Genomic DNA, 18,669 nt, shown 5'->3' on the forward strand with positions numbered 1-18,669 from the left:
CGGGCGCGGATGGGCTGTGAGTCTGGTCGATTACTGGCGGGCGACGGCTTGCTGCACTCCGCTGTCGAGCAACTGATCGATGACTTGATCGACATTCACTCCACGCCGCACCAGTTCCTCAGACACCAGAATCGGTGCCGCAGCTTTCGACGCTTGCACATCGTTGGCGGTCAGTTGCGGACTGCTCAGGTCGGTGCGCGACAACTGCAGTTTGGCCACGTCCAGCGGCAGACCGGATTCCTTGGCAAGCAGCGCGGCGAACTCGTCGGGATTTTTCAGCGCCCAGTCCCGCGCCTGCTCGTAGGCTTTGATCACGGTGTCGATGGTTTGCGGATGCTCCTTGGCGTACTGCTCGGTGACGCTGACTACGCCGTAGCTGTTGAATGCCGGATTGCGATACAGCAGACGCGAACCGGCCTGTACCTGACTGGCGGCCATGTGCGGATCGAGTCCGGCCCAGGCGTCGACATCGCCTTTTTCCAGCGCGGTGCGGCCGTCCGGATGTTGCAGGTGCACCAGTTCCACGTCGTCTTTCTTCAGCCCGGCCTGTTGCAGGCTGCGCAGGGTGAACAGGTACGGGTCGGTGCCTTTGGTGGCGGCGATTTTCTTGCCCTTGAGGTCGGCGAGGCTCTGGTACGGCGAATCCTTGCGCACTACCAGCGCGGTCCATTCGGCACGGCTGTAAACGTATACCGACTTGATCGGGCTGCCGTTGGCCCGGCTCAGCACTGCAGCGAGGCTGGCGCTGGAGGCGAAATCGACGCCACCGCTATTCAGGTATTCCAGCGAACGGTTACTGCCCTGGCTCAGCACCCAACTGATTTTGGACTGTGGCAGGGCCTTTTCGAGAAAACCGAAATGTTTGAGCACCAGACTCACGGGTGAGTAGTAAGCGTAATCCAGATGGACTTCCGCAGGCGGCGCTTCGGCGGCTTGGGCCAGCGGTTGCAGGCTCAATGCCATGGCGCTGGCGACCAGCAGCGTTTTGAGGCGAGTAAACGGTAAGAACGATGTCATGGGGCGCTCCGGCAAAGGCACTGGTTGTTATGTCCAAAAATATATTTTTATCGGCTGCGTCCTGCATGAATGGAATATTGCAGGCTCTGTGCCATGTGTGTTTCGACCCATGTTTACGGGGTTTTCGCCGGTTTTAGCGCCTTTCAACTGTTGCTTGGGAAACATTGTGGCAAGGCACTGTTGCGCAGCGGACAGTGAGCATTCCGGGCGCTGAGCTTATGCCTTAATCGAATTTAAAATCGGTTTATCAACAGCGTTATGGTCTATGCAAAATCCCGTCGCAGGACCTCCCATGAAGCTCTCTCGTTTGCTCCGCAGCACACTGATGACCGCGTTATTCACCGCACCGCTTGCCCACGCCGCCGAGCCGTTGGTCCTGCATGTTGGTGACCAGAACTACTACAACATCCGCGCTTCGGTCGAAGCCTCCGGCGTGTTGAAAGACGCGCCTTACAGCGTCGACTGGAAGCACTTCCAGGCCGCCGCGCCACTGGCCGAGGCGTTGCAGACCGGCTCGCTGGATCTGGGCTTTCTTGGCGATTCGGGTTTTCTGTTTCTCGCCGCCAAACAGGCGCCGGTGAAACTGATCGGTGTGTCGCGGCAGAACCCGGACACTATCGCCTTGCTGGTGCCGAAAGATTCGCCGGTGAAAACCATCGCTGATCTGAAGGGCAAAAAAGTCGCCTACTGGCCCGGCGCCTGGAGCCAGCAGCTGACCTTGCGCGCCCTGGAGCAGGGCGGTCTGCCGGAAAATTACGTCGACTTCGTCAAACTGATGCCGATTGATGCGGCGGCGGCATTGCCACAGGGCAGCATCGACGCGTTCCCGGTGTGGGAACCGTATATCTCCCAGCAAATCGTGTTCTCCGGTGCGCGGCCGATTCTCACCGCGAAAAACCTGATGCCGGGACTCAGCGCGATTGCCGCGTCGGCGCCGTCGATCGACAGCAAGCGTGCCGCGATTGCCGATTTTCTCGGGCGTTTGAAACAGGCGCGGGCCTGGGTCGACAGCCACACCGACGAATACGCGGACCTGTGGGCGAAGAAAGCCAATCTCGATCAGCAGGTTTCACGGCACTGGTTGCGTCAGGCGCACATGACTGTCGGGCCGGTGGATCAGCAGGCGGCGGTCGACCTGCAAGGCACCGCGGACTTCCTGTTCAAGGTCAAGGCTCTGCCTGCGCCGCTGGCCACCGCCGGGGTCATCGATACCTCGTTTCAACAGGCTCTGGCTGACTGAGCGAGCGCCGGAACCAAAGCCTGTGTACCCTATCCAAACCTGGCTCGCGAAGCCGGGCGCAGGGATGGATCAGGGCGAGGGAGTTTTGCCAGTCGACAACAGGGCCGCAACGGCCAGGCGCAAGGCAAAACATGAAATACGCGTTCAATCTTCTCTGTGCAGCGGCCATCGCGCTTGGGCTGGCCGGCTGCATTGCCGCGCCGATCGAAATGACCGCGCAAACCGAAACCCGGCTCAAGGCCCAGGCGCCGGTGCGCTTTTTGCTGACCTTCGATGATGGCCCCAGCGCCTCGAGTTTCTGGAATCCGTCGGCGACAGTGCTCGACAGCCTCAAGGTCAACCCGGTGCAACCGGACATCAAAGCGGTGTTCTTCGTCCAGACCCGCGCGCCTCGCGCCGGTAACAGTGACATTGGTCGCGGCATCATGCGGCGCGAGCACGCCGAAGGGCACATCCTCGGATTCCACACCGCCACCCATTGGCACACCAATCATCGCTCGCTCGATCCGCAAGAACTGGAGCAGTCGTTGCGCAACGGCACGGCGGATATCGCCGCGATCACCGGAGCAGCACCGATCCTGCTGCGCCCGCCATTCTGGAATTACGACAAGCGCACCTTCGCCGCGTATCAGCAGCATGGCTTGCACGTGTTGTTGACCGATTTGAGCGCCAATGACGGCAAGATCTGGGGCTTCAACGCCAGTCCCCGACGTCGGGCGAATATGCTGCGCCAGCTATCGGAAGTCCGCGAGCGCATTGCCCTCGGCGAATTTCCGACCGTAGACGGGGTGATTCCAGTGGTGGTGACCTTTCATGACCTCAACCGCTACACCGCGCGGCATACCCGCGAGTACCTGCAGATCCTGCTCGACAGCGCCGCCGCCACGGGCGTGAGACTGGCGGACAAACCGTTCTACGATGATCACGCGACGCTACAGAAAGCGGCGCTGGCGCGTACGGTTCAGCAGAGTTCGCAGCCGGTGCAGTTGCCGGGAATGTGGAACTGGATCTGGGATCATGACGCGCACTGAGGCCGCGCTGGAAATGTGATCGGGTTGGCACTTGCTTGGGCGGCAGATTATTGATCGCTCATCTATGCTGAATCGGTCGACCGACTCATCGCCTGCGAGGCGTGCGCCCATGTTAGCCATTGCCGACATCTGCCGGATTGTCGAATCCGGCTTTCCGTCGCTTGAATGCGAATGCACACAAGTGGAGCAGGGACTGTTGCGGATCAAGGTTTATGAGCCTGACTCCGGGCGAGTCGAGTTGTTGCTCAATGGTGTCTCACCGGAACATCTGGTGACGATCCGCGACATTTCCAACTTCATTGGCGAATTGCGTACGGAAATGAGCGCCGGGCGCCGGGCATTCGCCGGCTGATACCTTACAAGCGCCGCTGAAACGCCTGCACGATGCGTAACGTCGCCTCGCTGGTGGGTAGATTCTGCACCGCGTCCAGCGGATGCCAGATGCATTCGGTGATCTCGTTTTGCGGGCGCAACTGCTCAAGATCGAGCACCGACGCCTCGTAGACATGATGCTGGGTGCTGCCGCTGTGCAGTTCCATCAGATACAACATCTGCTCGGCATCCAGTGCTGTTTCTTCCTGCAGCTCGCGCATCGCCGCCCCGGCTTTGGTTTCCCCAGGCTCGACCTTGCCGCCGGGCAATGTCCAGCGGCAGCGGGGTTTGCGCACCAGGAGAACGTGTCGATCCTGCTCGCAAATAACGGTGGCGCGTACTTTCATCTGTTACCTGTTTACTGCGTGTCACATAAATGAAATAAAACTGCAATATTCGAGCCGGGCCCGGATTCAAAGGTTCCCTCGGGGTTTTGAGTGTTTGGCCTGGCGGAAAGTGCCAAAGCCTTGGCGCATCGCGATGGCGACACCCGGTCGGCACAACAGCGGCATCCGGGTGTAAGTTAAAAAGGCAGAGCTGAATCCACCGTCGGCAAAAAGGAGGTACCCATGAGCATTCCGGTCTTGAACAAAATGCACATGAACGGCTACGACGTACTCAGCGTGAACAACGGCCCGTGGCGGGTTTGTACTCAAGGCGATCGGCTTGCGTCGTTCGATAGCAGAGAGGAGGCGCTGGCCTATGCCGCTGCGTTGCCGGGTTACAGAAAACGCTCGGTGCGAGCGCGAAGTCACGCTGCAAATTGAAGCAAATGTAACGAAAGAGCCCCGGTGATTGCCGGGGCTTTTGTTGGGGGCAGGGGGTGGTATCAGTGGACTTTGGTCCGGCTGATGGAGCGCGTCTTCACTTCCCTGGCATACAGCTGCAGGCGTTCTTCATCACTTTGCAGCACCTCGCAGGACCTGAGTACCGCCTGGGCATCCGCTTCATTGCCGCTCTTGCGCAGCTGTTCGGCGATGCGTTTGAGGTCGACCGCCGACCATCTCAGATCCGATGCAACGGCTTGCAGGTCGCGCTGAAGTTCGTGTTCGTATTCATTGAGCCGCATGATCACCTCCGGAACATTCTCGGTAGAACAGAGTAGTCGCATTTTTCTTCGATGATGCGCAGCTCGTCTGCCACCGGGCTGCATGCATGTAAATATTTGTCCAATCTCCCTTGTGGGCGACGTGCCGCGCTGGATGTACACCCGGTTACACGTTACATTCGCGTTTTTTAAGATCAGGGAAACACCATGCGGATATGGATCGGGAGTTTGGCGTTGGCATTGCTGGCGGGTTGCTCATTGCCAGCATCGCTGGTGCCGGGCGAGCCAAATCTCAGCAAAACCACCACCAAAGCGCCTAAAGACTATGCCGCGTGCTTGTTGCCGTTGTGGCAGCAGGACATTCCGAAGACCACGCAGACGTCCATTTCCAACGGCTACCGGATCAAGGCGCCGAGCCTCGTCACCGCCGACGAGATTCTCGATATCATCAAATACAAGGACGGCAGCCGCGTTTCCCTGTATCAGGGACCGCCATGGGCCAAGTCCGGGTCGTTGCGCAAATCGGTGCGTGACTGCCTGTAAAGCCCAGCCTCCGCTGCAAAAGCCAGCCCCACAAAAAGCAGAAATCGGATCAATGGTTTCTGCTTTTTTTTGCTTTGCGAAATGCGCTGTGACAGATCGGCACGAGGCTTATTCCAGTGTGCGCTAGGCTTCTGAGTGCCACCCGGTAACCGGAGGGGCATGCCTTTCAAGGAGCCACGGATCATGGATGATCTGGTCAAAGAAGTTATTCCGTTGTTGCAGTATCTGATTCCCGGATTTGTTTCTACCTGGATTTTCTACACGCTCACCGCGTTCAAACGGCCTGATACGTTTGGGCAGATTGTGCAGGCGTTGATCTTTACGTTTGTGATTCATGGGGTGGTGTTGGGGATCGGCGCTATTGGTCTATGGGTAGGCTCGAAAGGCTTTTCTGTAGGAAAGTGGGATGGCAAATCCCAGGCCGTGTGGGCGTTCATGGTCTCAATGGCGCTCGGCTTGTTGTCGTGTGCTCTGGCGTCGAATGACAAATTGCACAAATGGTTACGAAGTAAAAATGTAACGAATAAAAACTCATACCCCAGCGAGTGGTACAGCACCTTTGCCCGCCACAATCGCCTGGTAACGCTGCATTTGACGGATGAAAGGCGATTGTTCGGCTGGCCCGTCGAGTGGCCTTCCGGCCCGCTGGAGGGGCAGTTCATCATGCTGAATCCAGGCTGGCTGGGGGAGGATGGCGTGGCGTTGCCTTTTGGCGCCGAACTATTGGTGATAGATTCCTCGAAAGTCCAGTGGGTCGAATTCAGTTCTGTCGAAGAGGTTTCATCATGAGCGCAAAAGAGCCTACTCCCATGCCGCCCAGCGTCAGGCGCCTGTTTTATGGCCCGGATGGCAAGCTGCTGGCCAAGCCCCTCGTCAAGGGGCCGAGTGCGCCGCCACCGCTAAAGCGCCAGTACCGGGATTGACTGAACGCCGCTCATCGAGCGGCGTTTCGTTATGTTTTGCATTTGTGGGGGCTGCGGTCAGAGCGTATCCACCAACCAATCCCTGAACGCTTTCAGTGACGGTAACGCCTCATTGCGCGGCGGATACACCAGGTAATAGCTGCGGCGGCTGGTGATCGGCTTCCCCAGTTGCAGCAGCTCGCCGTTAAGCAATTCATCCTCCACCAGAATCCGTGGCACCAGCCCCACGCCAATATTCGTCCGCACCGCCTGAATCAGGTGCGAGGTCATTTCAAAGCTCGGCCCGATGCGCATGCTGCGGTGGGGCAAACCATGATGCGTGAACCACTCCGCCCAGGCCTGGGCATTGCTGCTGACATTGAGCAGTAACTGCCCGGCGATGTGCTGTTCCGCTTCATCGCGCTCGGCCAACGACAACTGCGCACTGGCAATCACCACCAGTTCTTCAGTGTGCAGGGGCAGGGCGCTCAGCCCCGGCCAGTCTCCCGCACCGACACAGATCGCCGCATCGATTTCGCTGGTGTCGAAGTCGATCGCTTCGATGCGTGAATGCAAGTGCACGGTCATGCCGGGATGTGCGGTGTAGAAGTCCTTGAGTCGCGGCAGCAGCCATTTCGAGCCGAAGGTCGGCAGCGTCGCCAGACGCAAACTGTGAATGCCGGAACCGAACGCCATGGCCTGCAATGTCGCGCTGCGGATCTGCCCGAGGGCTTCGGCCAGTTCGCGCTGATACATCCGCCCGACATCGGTCAGCACCACTTGCCGGCCTTCGCGACTGAACAGGCGCATGCCGAGCATCTTTTCCAGAATCTGCACCTGACGGCTGACCGCGCTTTGCGTCAGCGACAGTTCGTGGGCGGCGCGGGTGTAGCTTTCATGGCGTGCGGCAGCCTCGAAAGCCAGCAGCAACGACATGGAAGGGGTGAGGGTTCGCGGATTCATTCGTTTTAGTCATGGATTACGGGTCGATTTTACGTTTGTCTCGATAGCACCAAGCAATGAACATAAGCACCATGAGATGGCGGGAGCGTGACGCAATCATTCATTGCGCACAACTGTTCACCGCCACACGGCCCGATTTTGACCGAGATTTCCCGACCGATGATTGCCCAGCTGTCGCCCGCCACTGCATTGACCGCCGATTACCAGAAGTTCCTCAAAGCCCTGAAAGCCAGTGGTTTTCGTGGCGAGATCAGCGCCGATTACGCCAGTCGCGTGGTGCTCGCCACCGACAACTCGATCTACCAGCGCCTGCCGCAAGCGGCAGTGTTTCCGAAGGATGCCGAGGACGTGGCGCGGGTCGCGCGGCTGATTGCCGAACCGGCCTATCAGCAAGTGGTGATCACTCCACGTGGCGGCGGCACCGGCACCAACGGCCAGTCGTTGACCGATGGCATCGTCGTCGACCTGTCGCGGCACATGAACCGCATTCTGGAAATCAACGTCGAAGAGCGCTGGGTGCGGGTGCAGGCCGGGGTGGTCAAGGATCAGCTCAACGCCGCGCTGAAATCAGCCGGGCTGTTTTTCGCCCCGGAGCTGTCGACCTCCAACCGCGCCACCGTTGGCGGCATGATCAACACCGACGCCAGCGGACAGGGCAGTTGCACCTACGGCAAGACCCGCGACCATGTGCTGGAACTTGACATGGTCCTGCGCGGTGGCGAACGCCTGCACGGCGCAGCGCTGGCGGAAGAAGATCTGACAGCGCTGTGCGCCCGTGAAGATCGGGTGGGTGAAGTCTATCGCTGTGCGCGGCAGATCATTGATGAGCAGGGCGAGCTGATCAAACAGCGCTTCCCCGATCTCAACCGTTGCCTGACCGGCTACGACCTGGCGCATCTGCGCGAGGCTGACAACCGCTTCAACCTCAACAGCGTGTTGTGCGGCGCCGAGGGCTCACTCGGCTTTGTGGTTGAGGCGAAGCTCAACGTACTGCCGATCCCCAAACACACGATGCTGGTGAACATTCGCTACGCCGGGTTCATGGATGCGTTGCGCGATGCCCGGGCGCTGATGGCGCTCAAGCCGCTGTCGATTGAAACCGTGGATTCCAAGGTGTTGCTGCTGGCGATGCAGGACATCGTCTGGCACGGCGTCGCCGAATACTTCCCGGAAAGCGCCGAGCGCCCGACACTGGGGATCAACCTGGTGGAGTTCTGCGGTGACGATCCCGAGGATCTGCAGCGCCGGGTCGAAGCCTTCCTCGAACACTTGAGCAGCGACACCACCGTCGAACGCCTCGGCCATACCCTGGCGGTCGGCCAGGCGGCAGTGAACAAGGTTTATGGCATGCGCAAACGCGCAGTCGGCCTTCTCGGTAACGTTGCCGGCGAAGCGCGGCCGCAGCCGTTTGTCGAAGACACCGCAGTGCCGCCGCAGCACCTGGCCGAGTACATCGCCGAACTGCGCGAACTGCTCGACAGCCACGGTTTGCAGTACGGCATGTTCGGCCACGTCGATGCCGGTGTGTTGCACGTACGGCCGATTCTCGACATGAAGGATCCGCAGCAAGCGGCGCTGGTGCGTCCGGTGTCCGACGGTGTCGCCGCGCTCACCCAACGCTACGGCGGCCTGTTGTGGGGCGAACATGGTAAGGGTCTGCGCTCGGAATACGCGCCGGCGTTTTTCGGTGAGCTGTATCCGGCGTTGCAGGCACTGAAAGCTGCGTTTGACCCGTTCAATCAGTTCAACCCGGGCAAGATCGCCACCCCGGCCAATACCGGTGCGGCGTTGCTGAAAATCGACGAAGTGACCCTGCGCGGCGAACTCGATCGGCAGATCGATGAAAAAGTCTGGCAAAGCTACGGTGCGGCCATGCATTGCAACGGCAACGGCGCCTGCTACAACTTCGATCCCGACGACGCCATGTGCCCATCGTGGAAAGCCACCCGCGAGCGTGCGCAATCGCCCAAGGGTCGCGCATCGCTGATCCGCGAATGGCTGCGTTTGCAGGGCGAGGCAGGGGTGGATGTGCTGTCGGAGGCGATCCGTCGTCCGGCATTTTTCCGCAACCTGTGGACACGCTGGCGCAACAGCCGCGCGCAGGATGCAGACTTTTCCCATGAGGTGTATGACGCCATGGCCGGTTGCCTGGCGTGCAAATCCTGCGCGGGACAGTGCCCGGTCAAGGTCAACGTGCCGGAATTCCGTTCGCGTTTCCTTGAGCTGTATCACAGCCGTTATCTGCGCCCGGCGCGGGATTATCTGATTGCCTCGCTGGAGTACAGCATTCCGTACATGGCGCGGATTCCGGCGCTGTACAACGGTTTGATGGGCGCAACCTTTGTGCGCAAACAGTTGGAGCGTCTTGGCGGCATGGTCGATGTGCCGTTGCTCAGTCGCTTTGATTTCCACGCTGCGCTGCGCCGTTGGAAGGTGCAGCCGGCGACGGTTTCCACGCTGTCGGCGCTGACCCCGGCCCAGCGCGAACGCAGTGTGGTGTTGGTGCAGGACGCCTTTACCCGTTACTTCGAGGCGCCGCTGCTGGCGGATCTGCTGGAGCTGATTTCGCGGCTCGGCTATCAGGTGTATCTGGCGCCATTCAGTGCCAACGGCAAGCCGCTGCATGTGCAGGGCTTCCTCTCTGCGTTCAACCGCGCGGCGTTGCGCAATGCGCAGCAACTTCGTGAGCTGGCGGACGTTGGCGTACCGCTGCTGGGACTGGATCCGGCGATGACGCTGGTCTATCGCCAGGAATACTTGAAAGTGCCGGGTATGGAGCAGTGCCCGGAAGTCGCGCTGGTACAGGAATGGCTGCTCCAAGTGATGCCGGAGCAGGCGAATAACACATCGGCAAGTGCATTCCGGCTCCTGGCACACTGCACCGAGAAAACCAACGCGCCGGCCGCCACTCGCCAGTGGGAGCAAGTGTTCGAGCGAGCCGGATTGAAACTGGCGACGCAGGCCACCGGCTGCTGCGGCATGTCCGGCACCTACGGCCATGAAGCGCGCAACCGCGAAACCTCGGCGGTGATCTACGAGCAATCGTGGGCGCGGCAGGTTGAGGCGCCGGCGGAGCAGGGCGAAGCGCTGGCCACCGGTTACTCATGCCGCAGTCAGGTCAAGCGCCAGTCGGATCGGGCGCTGCGCCATCCGTTGCAGGTGCTGCTTGAGGTGGTGCGTCGCTGAGCGGTTCGTCGTCCGGGGCATTGTCCCAGATCAGCCGTGGGTCGAAACTCATCGCCGAGAGCATGGTGAACACCACCACCATGCCGAAAAACAGGATGCCCGGGCGTGGTTCGATATCGCCCAGCGCCTGGAACTTCACCAGCGCCGCGACCAGGGCGACCACCAGCACGTCGAGCATCGACCAGTAGCCGATCAGCTCGACGAAACGGTACAGCTTCGAACGCTCACGGCGCGCCCAGTCGCTGCCCCGCTGCACGGTGATCAGCAGCAGCGACAGGGCGACGAATTTGATCCCCGGCACCGCGATGCTGGCGATGAAAATGATCAGCGCGATGTCCCATGCGCCGCCCTCCCAGAACTCCAGCACGCCGCTCATGATCGTGCTGTCGGCGCCGTTGCCGAGCATCACCGTGTTCATCACCGGCAGTAGATTGGCCGGCACGTAAAACGCCAGCGCGGCAAACAGATAGGCCCAGGTACGGGTGAGGGAATTGGTCTTGCGCCGATGCAGCGGTGCATCGCAGCGCGGGCACTCGTGCGGCTCGTCGGTCATGTCACAAGCCAGCCCACAGCTGTGGCACAGGCACAGATTCAGTTCGCTGGCGGTCGCGGGTCGCTTCATAGAATGTCCCACAGATCACGAATGTCGCGGCCGGCAATGCGGATCATCATCAGGCTCAGCACCGCCAGGGCGAACAGGCCGATACCCGGCAGCACATCGAGCAGCCCGGCCAGTTTGAATACCGCCACCATCGCCCCCAGCAGACACACTTCGAGCATGCTCCACGGACGCAGGGTTTCCAGCCAGCGCATGCACAGCTTGAAGCCCGATGCCCGGCGCGATGACAAGGCGAAACTCAGCACCCAGATCAACAGCACCAGTTGAAACGCCGGGGCGATGATGATCGAAATCGCCGCGACCATCGCCATGAAGGTGATCGGCCCCTGACTCAGCGCCAGTACCGAATCCCACAGCGTCGCGCTGTTCTTCAGGCCCTTCATGCTGATGCTCATCACCGGATAGAAATTGGCGAACAGCCACAGCATCGCCGCAGTGAAACTCAGGGCCAGCCGCTGCTCGACGGTCAAGCCGTTGTAGCGCTGCAGCACGCCGCCGCACCGCACGCAGAGGGTTTTCTGGTGTTTGCCGAGCACGACCTTTTCGTACACGCAGTCGCAATGCTCGCAGATGATCAGGTGTTCGGTTGAGGTCATGGGCAACGCTCGACAGCAGGCGCAAAGCGCAGGGGGCGCCTGATCACTATAGAAGCCTGACGTGATTGGGCAAATGTCGTTTGGGTTGGGAATCGACATTTTAATGTTATAAAGTAACGTGAATTTTTGGCGGGGCGTGCGGTTGCGATCCCCTGATTCATTTGCTCGTTGGCGAAATCTCCATGACGATTGTGTGTACCCGTTCCAACCCGCTGCCGACCGGCCGCTTGCTGTCCATTGATGCGTTACGAGGTCTGGTGATCCTGTTCATGCTGCTGGATCACGTACGCGAGACGTTCCTGTTGCATCGTCAGGTGTCCGACCCGATGGACATCGCCAACACCGAGCCGGCGTTGTTTTTCAGTCGCACGTTGGCGCATCTGTGCGCACCGGTGTTCGTGTTGCTGACCGGATTGTCTGCGTGGCTGTTCGGCGAGAAGTACGCGGGCAAGGCCGATGTCAGTGCCTTCCTGTTCAAGCGTGGGCTGTTTCTGGTGGTGCTGGAATTCACGTTGGTGAATTTTGCATGGACGTTTCAGTTGCCGCCGAGCGTGATCTATCTGCAGGTGATCTGGGCGATTGGCTTGAGCATGATCGCGTTGTCGCTGCTGGTCTGGTTGCCGCGCTGGCTGTTGCTGACGCTGAGTCTGGCGATTATTGCCGGGCATAACCTGCTGGACGGGCTGCATTTCGCGCTGGAGTCGGCACTGCATGTGCCATGGGCGATCCTGCATGATCGGGGCTGGATCGAGGTCGGTGACAGTCTGCGCTTGCGCACTTCGTATCCGCTGTTGCCGTGGATCGGCGTGATCGGTCTGGGTTATGCGCTGGGCCCGTGGTTTGCCCGTGCGGCCGACGCCGGAGTTCGTCAGCAGTGCCTGTTGCTGGCTGGTATCGCCGGACTGCTGGGTTTCGTCGGGCTGCGGTTGCTCAACGGATACGGCGAAAAGCCTTGGGCGGTTGAAGACACGACCGTGCAAACGCTGATGGCGTTTTTCAACATCACCAAGTACCCGCCATCGCTGCTGTTCATCAGCCTGACGGTGAGCATCGGATTGCTGTTGTTGCTGGTGTTCGAACGGCTGCAGACGCGCCGCTGGATTCGCTGGCTGACGGTCTTCGGTTCGGCACCGATGTTCTTTTATCTGTTGCATCTGTACGTGCTGAAGGTGCTGTACCTGATGGCGCTGGCGCTGTTCGGACTGAATCAGGGCAGCCATTTCGGATTCGACTCGGTACCGGCAATCTGGCTGGCATCCGTGCTGTTGGCGGTTGCGCTGTACCCGGCGGTGCGCTGGTTTTCCGTGCTGAAATCGCGGCGCCGCGATATTGCCTGGCTGAAATATCTGTAAGCCCTAGTGACCACTGCGCTCGCGCGCGAAGTCGATAAAAGCCTTGAGCGGCGCCGGTACGTGGCGCCTGCTCGGGTAGTACAGATGCAGGCCCGGATAGTAGGGGCACCAGTCGGCCAACAGCTGAACCAGACGCCCCGATGCCAAGTGTTCGCTGACCATGTCATCGAACACATACGCCAATCCCAGACCTTGCAGTGCAGGGCCGACCATCAAGCTGACGTCGCCCAGGGTCAGCGGGCCGTTGACCTCGATTTCCTGGGCAATGCCATCGCGTTCGAATTCCCAGCGATACAGGGCGCCACTGGGGTAGCGGTGGCGCAGGCACGGCAAGTCGTGCAGATCTTCGGGTTTTTGCGGCGCAGGATGGCGTTCGAGGAATGCCGGCGAAGCGACCACCACCGAACGCATCGCCGGGCCAATCGGCAGCGAGACCATGTCGGCCTGCAGTCGATCGCCAAAGCGCACGCCCGCATCAAATCCGCCAGCGACGATATCCAGCAATGCTTCGCTTTCGACCACCTCCATGCGAATGTCCGGATACGTCTGCAAGAACTCGCTGGCAATCGGCAGCAATACCAGTTCGCACGCCTGGCGTCCGCAAGTGATGCGCAGGTTGCCGGTGGGTTTGTCGCGAAAATGGTTGAGGTCTTCCAGTGCATCGTCAATGTCGCGGAACGCCGGTTTCAGGCGCGCGTAAAAGCGCTCACCGGCCTCGGTCAACGCCACGCTGCGGGTGGTGCGATTGAACAGACGCACACCGAGGCGATTCTCCAAAGCCTTTACCGAATGGCTCAGGGCTGACGGGGTGAGCCCGAGTTCGACGGCGGCCTTGCTGAAATTCAAGTGCTGCGCCGTACAGAGAAATACGCAAAGGTCTGCCGCTGAGGGTGATTTCATCTGTGAATCTCTTTCACAAAGTCATGCAAAATTGCTGGGATTATCGCATCAATCTAACGGCCTTAAAGTCGCAGCCTGGCAATTTCTTTAAAGGATGAATGCATGACAACGGTCGCTCATCAACCAGGCGCGCATAACAAGGTGCTGATCCTCGCGGCCGTGTGCCTGTCGGCATTGGTACTGCCCTTGAGTTTTACCGGTGGCGCGGTGGCGACGCCCGCCATTGGCCGTGATCTGGGCGGCAGCCCCGTGGCCCTGACCTGGATCACCAATGCGTTCATGTTGTCATTCGGCAGTTTGCTGATGGCGGCGGGAGCGTTGGCCGACGTCTATGGGCGTAAACGCCTGTTCAGCTTCGGCATGTTGCTGTTCACCGCAGCATCGATTGCGCAGAGCCTGGCACCGTCGGTGTACTGGCTGGATGGGCTGCGTGCAGTGCAGGGCGTGGCCGGTGCTGCGGCGTTGGCCAGCGGCTCAGCGTCGCTGGCGCAGGAATTCGAAGGCCATGCGCGGACCCGCGCGTACAGCGTACTCGGCACCACATTCGGCATCGGTCTGGCTTTCGGGCCGCTGCTGGCCGGTGCATTAATCGAGGTGTTCAACTGGCGGGCGATTTTTGTTTTCACCGCGCTGATCGGCGTGATCGCCATGGTCTTCGGCCTGCCGCGCATGCGCGAAAGCCGCAACCCGGATGCCACGGGACTGGATTGGCCGGGCACGATCACCTTCAGCACGATGCTGGCGCTGTTCACCTTCGGCGTGATTCAGGCCCCGGAAAGCGGTTGGGGCAGCCCGCTGGTAGTCGGTCTGCTGAGTGCTTCGGCATTGTTGCTGGGGTTGTTCGTGATCATCGAAAAGCGCGTTAAACATCCGATGCTCGATCTGACCCTGTTGCGTTTTCCGCGCTTCATCGGCGTGCAGATGCTGCCGATCGGCACCTGTTTTTGCTACATCGTGCTGGTGGTGATGTTGCCATTGCGCTTTATCGGCGTGGAAGGCTTGAGCGAAATCGATGCCGGCCTGCTGTTGCTGGCGCTGTCGGCGCCCATGCTGGTGGTACCGATGCTGGCGGCGTCGCTGACCCGGTTTGTCTCGGCGGGGATTCTCTCGGGGATCGGTTTTCTGATCGCTGCGGTGGGCTTGCACGGGTTGAGCCTGTACAACGTCGGCGAGCCAAAATCCGCCTTGGTCATTGCGATGCTGTTGATCGGGATTGGCACCGGTTTGCCGTGGGGCTTGATGGATGGTCTGTCGGTCAGCGTCGTACCGAAAGAGCGCGCGGGGATGGCGGCGGGGATCTTCAATACCGTGCGCGTGGCGGGTGAGGGTATTGCGCTGGCGGTGGTGGGCGCCGTGCTGACTTCGCTGCTGCATACCGATCTGACGGGGGCAGTGGCAGGCAGTGTCGATGCGGCGTTGATTGCCGAGACCGCGCACCGGGTCACCACGGGGGACATGGCGCATGCGCTCAACACCGTTCCGGGGCTGGCCAAAGAGCGTCTGGTGCAGGGTTATGCCACGGCGTTTCAGTACCTGTTGCACATCCTTACGCTGATTACCCTGGCCTCGGCGGCGGTGGTGCTCGGGCTGTTGAGCAAGGATCGGGCGGTTACGCAGCCGCAAAAAACAGCGCCCGACTTGCTATAGCGGTGTGTGCGGAATTTTCGAGTGTGGGAGCGGGCTTGCTCGCGAAGGCGTCAGGTCAGTCACTATCAATGCTGAACATGCCGGCCCCTTCGTGAGCAAGCCCACTCCCACCAGTGCGTGTTGGAGTCCTGATTATTTGCGATCCAGCCACACCGTCTGCGCGTTGCAGAACTCGCGCACGCCGAAGTGCGAGAGCTCGCGACCGAAACCGCTTTTCTTCACGCCACCGAAAGTCACGCGCGGGTCGCTGGCGGAGTAGCCGTTGATGAACACGCCGCCGGTGTCCAGTTCGCTGCTCAGTTGCTGGGCCAGCGCGACGTTGGCGGTGTAGATCGTCGCGGTCAGGCCGAAGTCGCTGTCGTTGGCCAGGGCGATGGCGTGGGCGCAATCGCGGGCAGTGATGATCGACGCCACCGGGCCGAACAGTTCCTGTTTGAACGAGGTCATGCGGTCCGTGACATCGGCCAGCACGGTCGGCTCGTAGTAGTTGCCCGGGCCTTGGGCCTTACCGCCGCCGAGCAGCAGGGTGGCGCCTTCTTCGAGGGTGTCGCGCACTTGCTGGTCGAGTTCATCACGCAGATCGAAACGCGCCATCGGCCCGATGTAGGTGTCGGCGGACAGCGGATCGCCGACTTTCAATTGACGCGTGGCCTCAACGAATTTGCGGGTGAATTCCTCGACCACACCTTCTTCAATGATCAGACGCTTGGCCGCGGCGCAGACTTGGCCGGAGTTCTGGTAGCGACCGATGACGGCAGCCTGCACGGCCTCATCAAGATCCGCATCATTGAGCACGATGAACGGGTCGGAACCACCCAGTTCCAGCACGCACTTCTTCAGCGCGGCACCGGCCTGAGCACCGATGGCCATGCCGGCACGGACGCTGCCGGTCAGGGTGACAGCGGCGATGCGCGGGTCGGCGATGGCGGTGGAAACGCCTTCCGGGGTGACGTTGATCACTTCAAATACGCCATCGGCGAAACCGGCGCGCTTGAACGCGTCGCGCAGCAGGTAGGCGCTGCCCATCACGTTCGGCGCATGCTTGAGCACGTAGGTGTTGCCGGCGATAAGCGCCGGAACGGCACCGCGCAGCACTTGCCAGATCGGGAAGTTCCACGGCATCACCGCGAGGATCGGGCCGAGTGGTCGGTACTCGATACGCGCCTTGCCGCCTTCAACCTGAGTCGGTTCGGCGTCGAGCATGGCCGGACCGTTTTCCGCGTACCACTCACAAAGCTTGGCGCATTTCTCGATTTCGCCACGGGCCTGGGCGATCGGCTTGCCCATTTCCAGGGTGATCATGGTCGCCATGGCTTCGGCGGTTTCGCGTAGGGCGCCAGCGAGGGCGGTGAGGGCGCGGGAGCGATCCTGCAGCGGCTTGCGTTTCCATTTCGAGAAACCGAACGCGGCGCGGGTCAACGCGGCGTCGAGGGCTTCGGCGGATTCAAAGGCGTAGTGAGCGATCTGCTCGCCGTTGGCGGGGTTGATCGAGATGGCGTGGGTCTGGCTGGAAATCTGGCTCATGGCTGGCTCCTGCGAGTTCAGTGGATGGGCCTAGAGTAGGGTGGCGTTTGTTTTCTGGAAACTGAATAATAAAGATCGTTTCTTTCACGATTGGAGAATGATTGTGGATCTGGTGCAGCTGGAAATCTTCAAGGCCGTTGCCGAGCACGGCAGCATCAGCGCCGCCGCGGCGCAGATTCATCGCGTGCCATCGAACCTGACCACGCGGATCAAGCAGTTGGAGCAGGACTTGGGCGTCGACCTGTTCATTCGCGAGAAAAGTCGTCTGCGTCTGTCACCTGCTGGCTGGAGTTTTCTCGAATACGCGCGGCGCATTCTCGATCTGGTACAGGAAGCGCGGGCCACGGTCGCCGGTGAAGAACCGCAGGGCGCATTTCCCCTCGGTTCGCTGGAAAGTACCGCCGCCGTGCGCATCCCCGAACTGCTCGCGGCGTACAACCAGTTGCATCCCAAGGTCGATCTGGATCTGTCGACCGGCCCGTCCGGGACAATGATCGACGGCGTACTCTCCGGACGATTGGCGGCGGCCTTCGTCGATGGCCCGGTGCTGCACCCGGCGCTGGAAGGTGTTCCGGCGTTCGAGGAAGAGATGGTCATCATCGCGCCACTCAATCACCCCCCGGTGCAGCGCGCGGCGGATGTGAACGGCGAGAACATCTACGCGTTCCGCTCCAACTGCTCCTATCGTCATCACTTCGAAAAATGGTTCAGCATCGACGCCGCCGTGCCGGGCAAGATTTTCGAAATGGAGTCCTACCACGGCATGCTCGCCTGCGTCAGTGCCGGCGCCGGGCTGGCGCTGATGCCGCGCAAAATGCTGCAGAGCATGCCTGGCAGCGCAACCGTGAGCGTGTGGCCGCTGGCGGCGGATTTTCGCTATCTGACCACCTGGCTGGTGTGGCGCCGGGGCACGGTGTCGCGCAGCTTGAGCATGTTCGTGCGTTTGCTGGAGGAGCGCGGTGTGGTGCGTGCGGAAGAGTAATTGACACGTTGTGTCATGGCTGTATCTTGATCGGCGTTTCGCAATATAAAAAACTACACAGCGTAGCCATGAGGAACAAGCAAATGAGTGCAGCCTTGAGCGGTAAAGAAGCAGTCGGTGAGCGGTTTGTGCTGGAGACGATGCGCCACGCACAGAATCTGACTTGGAACGCCGTTGACGCCATCGCCCAGGTGATCAAGCCCGGCATGCGTGAGTCCGAAGCCCAGGAGCGGGGCAAGCAGATTCTCGCCGAACTGGGCATGGACCGCATCTGGCATCCACTGCTGATTCGCTTCGGCGCCAATACGCTGAAGGCGTTCAAGGAGCGTTCCGAAGGCGATCCGGTGCTCGGTGACAACGATATTTTCTTCATTGACATGGGCGTGGTCTGGCAGGGGCACGAAGGCGATGCCGGCGCAACCTTCACCACCGGCTCCGATCCGGAAATGATCGCCTGTGCAGCGGCGTCCAAAGAGCTGTTCAAGCGCGTCGAGGCGTTATGGCGCCAAGGCGTGAGCGGTGTCGAGTTGTACCGTTACGCCAGCGATCAGGCTGAAACCATGGGCTGGAAACTCAATCTCGACATCAAGGGCCACCGCGTCAGCGATTTCCCGCACGCGATCCATCGCGGCGGCAATCTCGGCGATTTCGACCAGACGCCAAATGCCGGGGTGTGGATTCTGGAAATCCAGATCGCCCACCCGCAGCGACCGTTCGGCGCGTTTTATGAAGATCTGTTGATCTGAT

19 protein-coding genes are annotated in these 18,669 nt (G+C 60.5%); 11 read left to right on the plus strand and 8 right to left on the minus strand.

Annotated features, from left to right (window positions below; all coding sequences use genetic code 11):
* Positions 1–30: 30 nt before the first annotated feature.
* Positions 31–1,017: an aliphatic sulfonate ABC transporter substrate-binding protein gene (locus tag H043_RS0117865; protein WP_027612982.1), complete on the minus strand. Its 987-nt coding sequence runs from the start codon at positions 1,015–1,017 to the stop codon at positions 31–33.
* Positions 1,018–1,309: 292 nt separating this feature from the next.
* On the opposite strand from H043_RS0117865, the gene H043_RS0117870 reads away from it, so the two are divergent.
* The 3 genes from H043_RS0117870 to H043_RS0117880 all read left to right on the plus strand — a co-directional run bounded on the left by H043_RS0117870 (position 1,310) and on the right by H043_RS0117880 (position 3,640).
* Positions 1,310–2,257 carry an ABC transporter substrate-binding protein gene (locus tag H043_RS0117870; protein ID WP_027612983.1) on the plus strand — a complete coding sequence of 316 codons (948 nt, stop codon included), beginning with the start codon at positions 1,310–1,312 and terminating at the stop codon, positions 2,255–2,257.
* Between the two features lie 131 nt (positions 2,258–2,388).
* Positions 2,389–3,288: a polysaccharide deacetylase family protein gene (locus H043_RS0117875; protein WP_027612984.1), complete on the plus strand. Its 900-nt coding sequence runs from the start codon at positions 2,389–2,391 to the stop codon at positions 3,286–3,288.
* A 109-nt stretch (positions 3,289–3,397) separates the two neighbouring features.
* Positions 3,398–3,640, plus strand: a complete 243-nt coding sequence (locus tag H043_RS0117880) for a DUF1652 domain-containing protein (RefSeq protein WP_003225919.1) — start codon at positions 3,398–3,400, stop codon at positions 3,638–3,640.
* Positions 3,641–3,644: 4 nt separating this feature from the next.
* On the opposite strand, the gene H043_RS0117885 is transcribed toward H043_RS0117880, so the two are convergent.
* Positions 3,645–4,007 (minus strand): NUDIX hydrolase, encoded by a 363-nt coding sequence (locus H043_RS0117885; protein ID WP_027612985.1) that lies wholly within the window; start codon positions 4,005–4,007, stop codon positions 3,645–3,647.
* A 222-nt stretch (positions 4,008–4,229) separates the two neighbouring features.
* On the opposite strand from H043_RS0117885, the gene H043_RS0117890 reads away from it, so the two are divergent.
* Positions 4,230–4,427 (plus strand): hypothetical protein, encoded by a 198-nt coding sequence (locus H043_RS0117890; RefSeq protein WP_027612986.1) that lies wholly within the window; start codon positions 4,230–4,232, stop codon positions 4,425–4,427.
* Between the two features lie 62 nt (positions 4,428–4,489).
* On the opposite strand, the gene H043_RS0117895 is transcribed toward H043_RS0117890, so the two are convergent.
* Positions 4,490–4,729 carry a hypothetical protein gene (locus H043_RS0117895; RefSeq protein ID WP_027612987.1) on the minus strand — a complete coding sequence of 80 codons (240 nt, stop codon included), beginning with the start codon at positions 4,727–4,729 and terminating at the stop codon, positions 4,490–4,492.
* A 186-nt stretch (positions 4,730–4,915) separates the two neighbouring features.
* On the opposite strand from H043_RS0117895, the gene H043_RS0117900 reads away from it, so the two are divergent.
* The gene (locus H043_RS0117900) at positions 4,916–5,251 is read left to right on the plus strand and encodes a hypothetical protein (protein ID WP_003225912.1); all 336 of its coding nucleotides are present in this window, start codon (positions 4,916–4,918) and stop codon (positions 5,249–5,251) included.
* A 183-nt stretch (positions 5,252–5,434) separates the two neighbouring features.
* The gene (locus tag H043_RS0117905) at positions 5,435–6,040 is read left to right on the plus strand and encodes a DUF6338 family protein (protein ID WP_027612988.1); all 606 of its coding nucleotides are present in this window, start codon (positions 5,435–5,437) and stop codon (positions 6,038–6,040) included.
* Positions 6,041–6,231: 191 nt separating this feature from the next.
* Here the strand turns inward: H043_RS0117905 and H043_RS0117910 are convergent, their stop codons facing one another.
* Positions 6,232–7,116, minus strand: a complete 885-nt coding sequence (locus H043_RS0117910) for a LysR substrate-binding domain-containing protein (protein ID WP_027612989.1) — start codon at positions 7,114–7,116, stop codon at positions 6,232–6,234.
* A gap of 159 nt (positions 7,117–7,275) precedes the next feature.
* Between H043_RS0117910 and H043_RS0117915 the strand changes: the two genes are divergently transcribed.
* Positions 7,276–10,302, plus strand: a complete 3,027-nt coding sequence (locus H043_RS0117915) for an FAD-binding and (Fe-S)-binding domain-containing protein (protein ID WP_027612990.1) — start codon at positions 7,276–7,278, stop codon at positions 10,300–10,302.
* On the opposite strand, the gene H043_RS0117920 is transcribed toward H043_RS0117915, so the two are convergent.
* Together H043_RS0117920 and H043_RS0117925 are read right to left on the minus strand one after the other, a co-directional pair.
* Positions 10,235–10,924 (minus strand): paraquat-inducible protein A, encoded by a 690-nt coding sequence (locus tag H043_RS0117920; RefSeq protein WP_027612991.1) that lies wholly within the window; start codon positions 10,922–10,924, stop codon positions 10,235–10,237. The two genes, H043_RS0117915 and H043_RS0117920, sit on opposite strands and share 68 nt — an antisense overlap.
* Positions 10,921–11,517 carry a paraquat-inducible protein A gene (locus H043_RS0117925; RefSeq protein ID WP_027612992.1) on the minus strand — a complete coding sequence of 199 codons (597 nt, stop codon included), beginning with the start codon at positions 11,515–11,517 and terminating at the stop codon, positions 10,921–10,923. The genes H043_RS0117920 and H043_RS0117925 overlap by 4 nt, the downstream gene beginning before the upstream one ends.
* A gap of 182 nt (positions 11,518–11,699) precedes the next feature.
* On the opposite strand from H043_RS0117925, the gene H043_RS0117930 reads away from it, so the two are divergent.
* Complete coding sequence (locus H043_RS0117930; protein ID WP_027612993.1) at positions 11,700–12,869, plus strand: DUF1624 domain-containing protein; 1,170 nt, start codon at positions 11,700–11,702, stop codon at positions 12,867–12,869.
* A gap of 3 nt (positions 12,870–12,872) precedes the next feature.
* Here H043_RS0117930 and H043_RS0117935 read toward each other — a convergent pair whose 3' ends face one another.
* On the minus strand, positions 12,873–13,769 hold the full coding sequence (locus tag H043_RS0117935) for a LysR family transcriptional regulator (RefSeq protein WP_027612994.1): 897 nt from the start codon (positions 13,767–13,769) through the stop codon (positions 12,873–12,875).
* A 102-nt stretch (positions 13,770–13,871) separates the two neighbouring features.
* Between H043_RS0117935 and H043_RS0117940 the strand changes: the two genes are divergently transcribed.
* Positions 13,872–15,416: an MFS transporter gene (locus H043_RS0117940; RefSeq protein ID WP_027612995.1), complete on the plus strand. Its 1,545-nt coding sequence runs from the start codon at positions 13,872–13,874 to the stop codon at positions 15,414–15,416.
* Between the two features lie 132 nt (positions 15,417–15,548).
* Here the strand turns inward: H043_RS0117940 and H043_RS0117945 are convergent, their stop codons facing one another.
* Positions 15,549–16,940: an aldehyde dehydrogenase family protein gene (locus H043_RS0117945; protein ID WP_027612996.1), complete on the minus strand. Its 1,392-nt coding sequence runs from the start codon at positions 16,938–16,940 to the stop codon at positions 15,549–15,551.
* Between the two features lie 103 nt (positions 16,941–17,043).
* On the opposite strand from H043_RS0117945, the gene H043_RS0117950 reads away from it, so the two are divergent.
* Positions 17,044–17,922: a LysR family transcriptional regulator gene (locus H043_RS0117950; protein ID WP_027612997.1), complete on the plus strand. Its 879-nt coding sequence runs from the start codon at positions 17,044–17,046 to the stop codon at positions 17,920–17,922.
* 83 nt (positions 17,923–18,005) lie between these two features.
* Positions 18,006–18,668, plus strand: coding sequence for a M24 family metallopeptidase (locus H043_RS0117955; protein ID WP_027612998.1), 663 nt, complete (start codon positions 18,006–18,008; stop codon positions 18,666–18,668).
* The last annotated feature ends 1 nt before the right edge of the window (position 18,669 follow it).

It is taken from the genome of Pseudomonas sp. URIL14HWK12:I6 (assembly GCF_000514195.1).
Lineage (GTDB): Bacteria > Pseudomonadota > Gammaproteobacteria > Pseudomonadales > Pseudomonadaceae > Aquipseudomonas > Aquipseudomonas putida_A.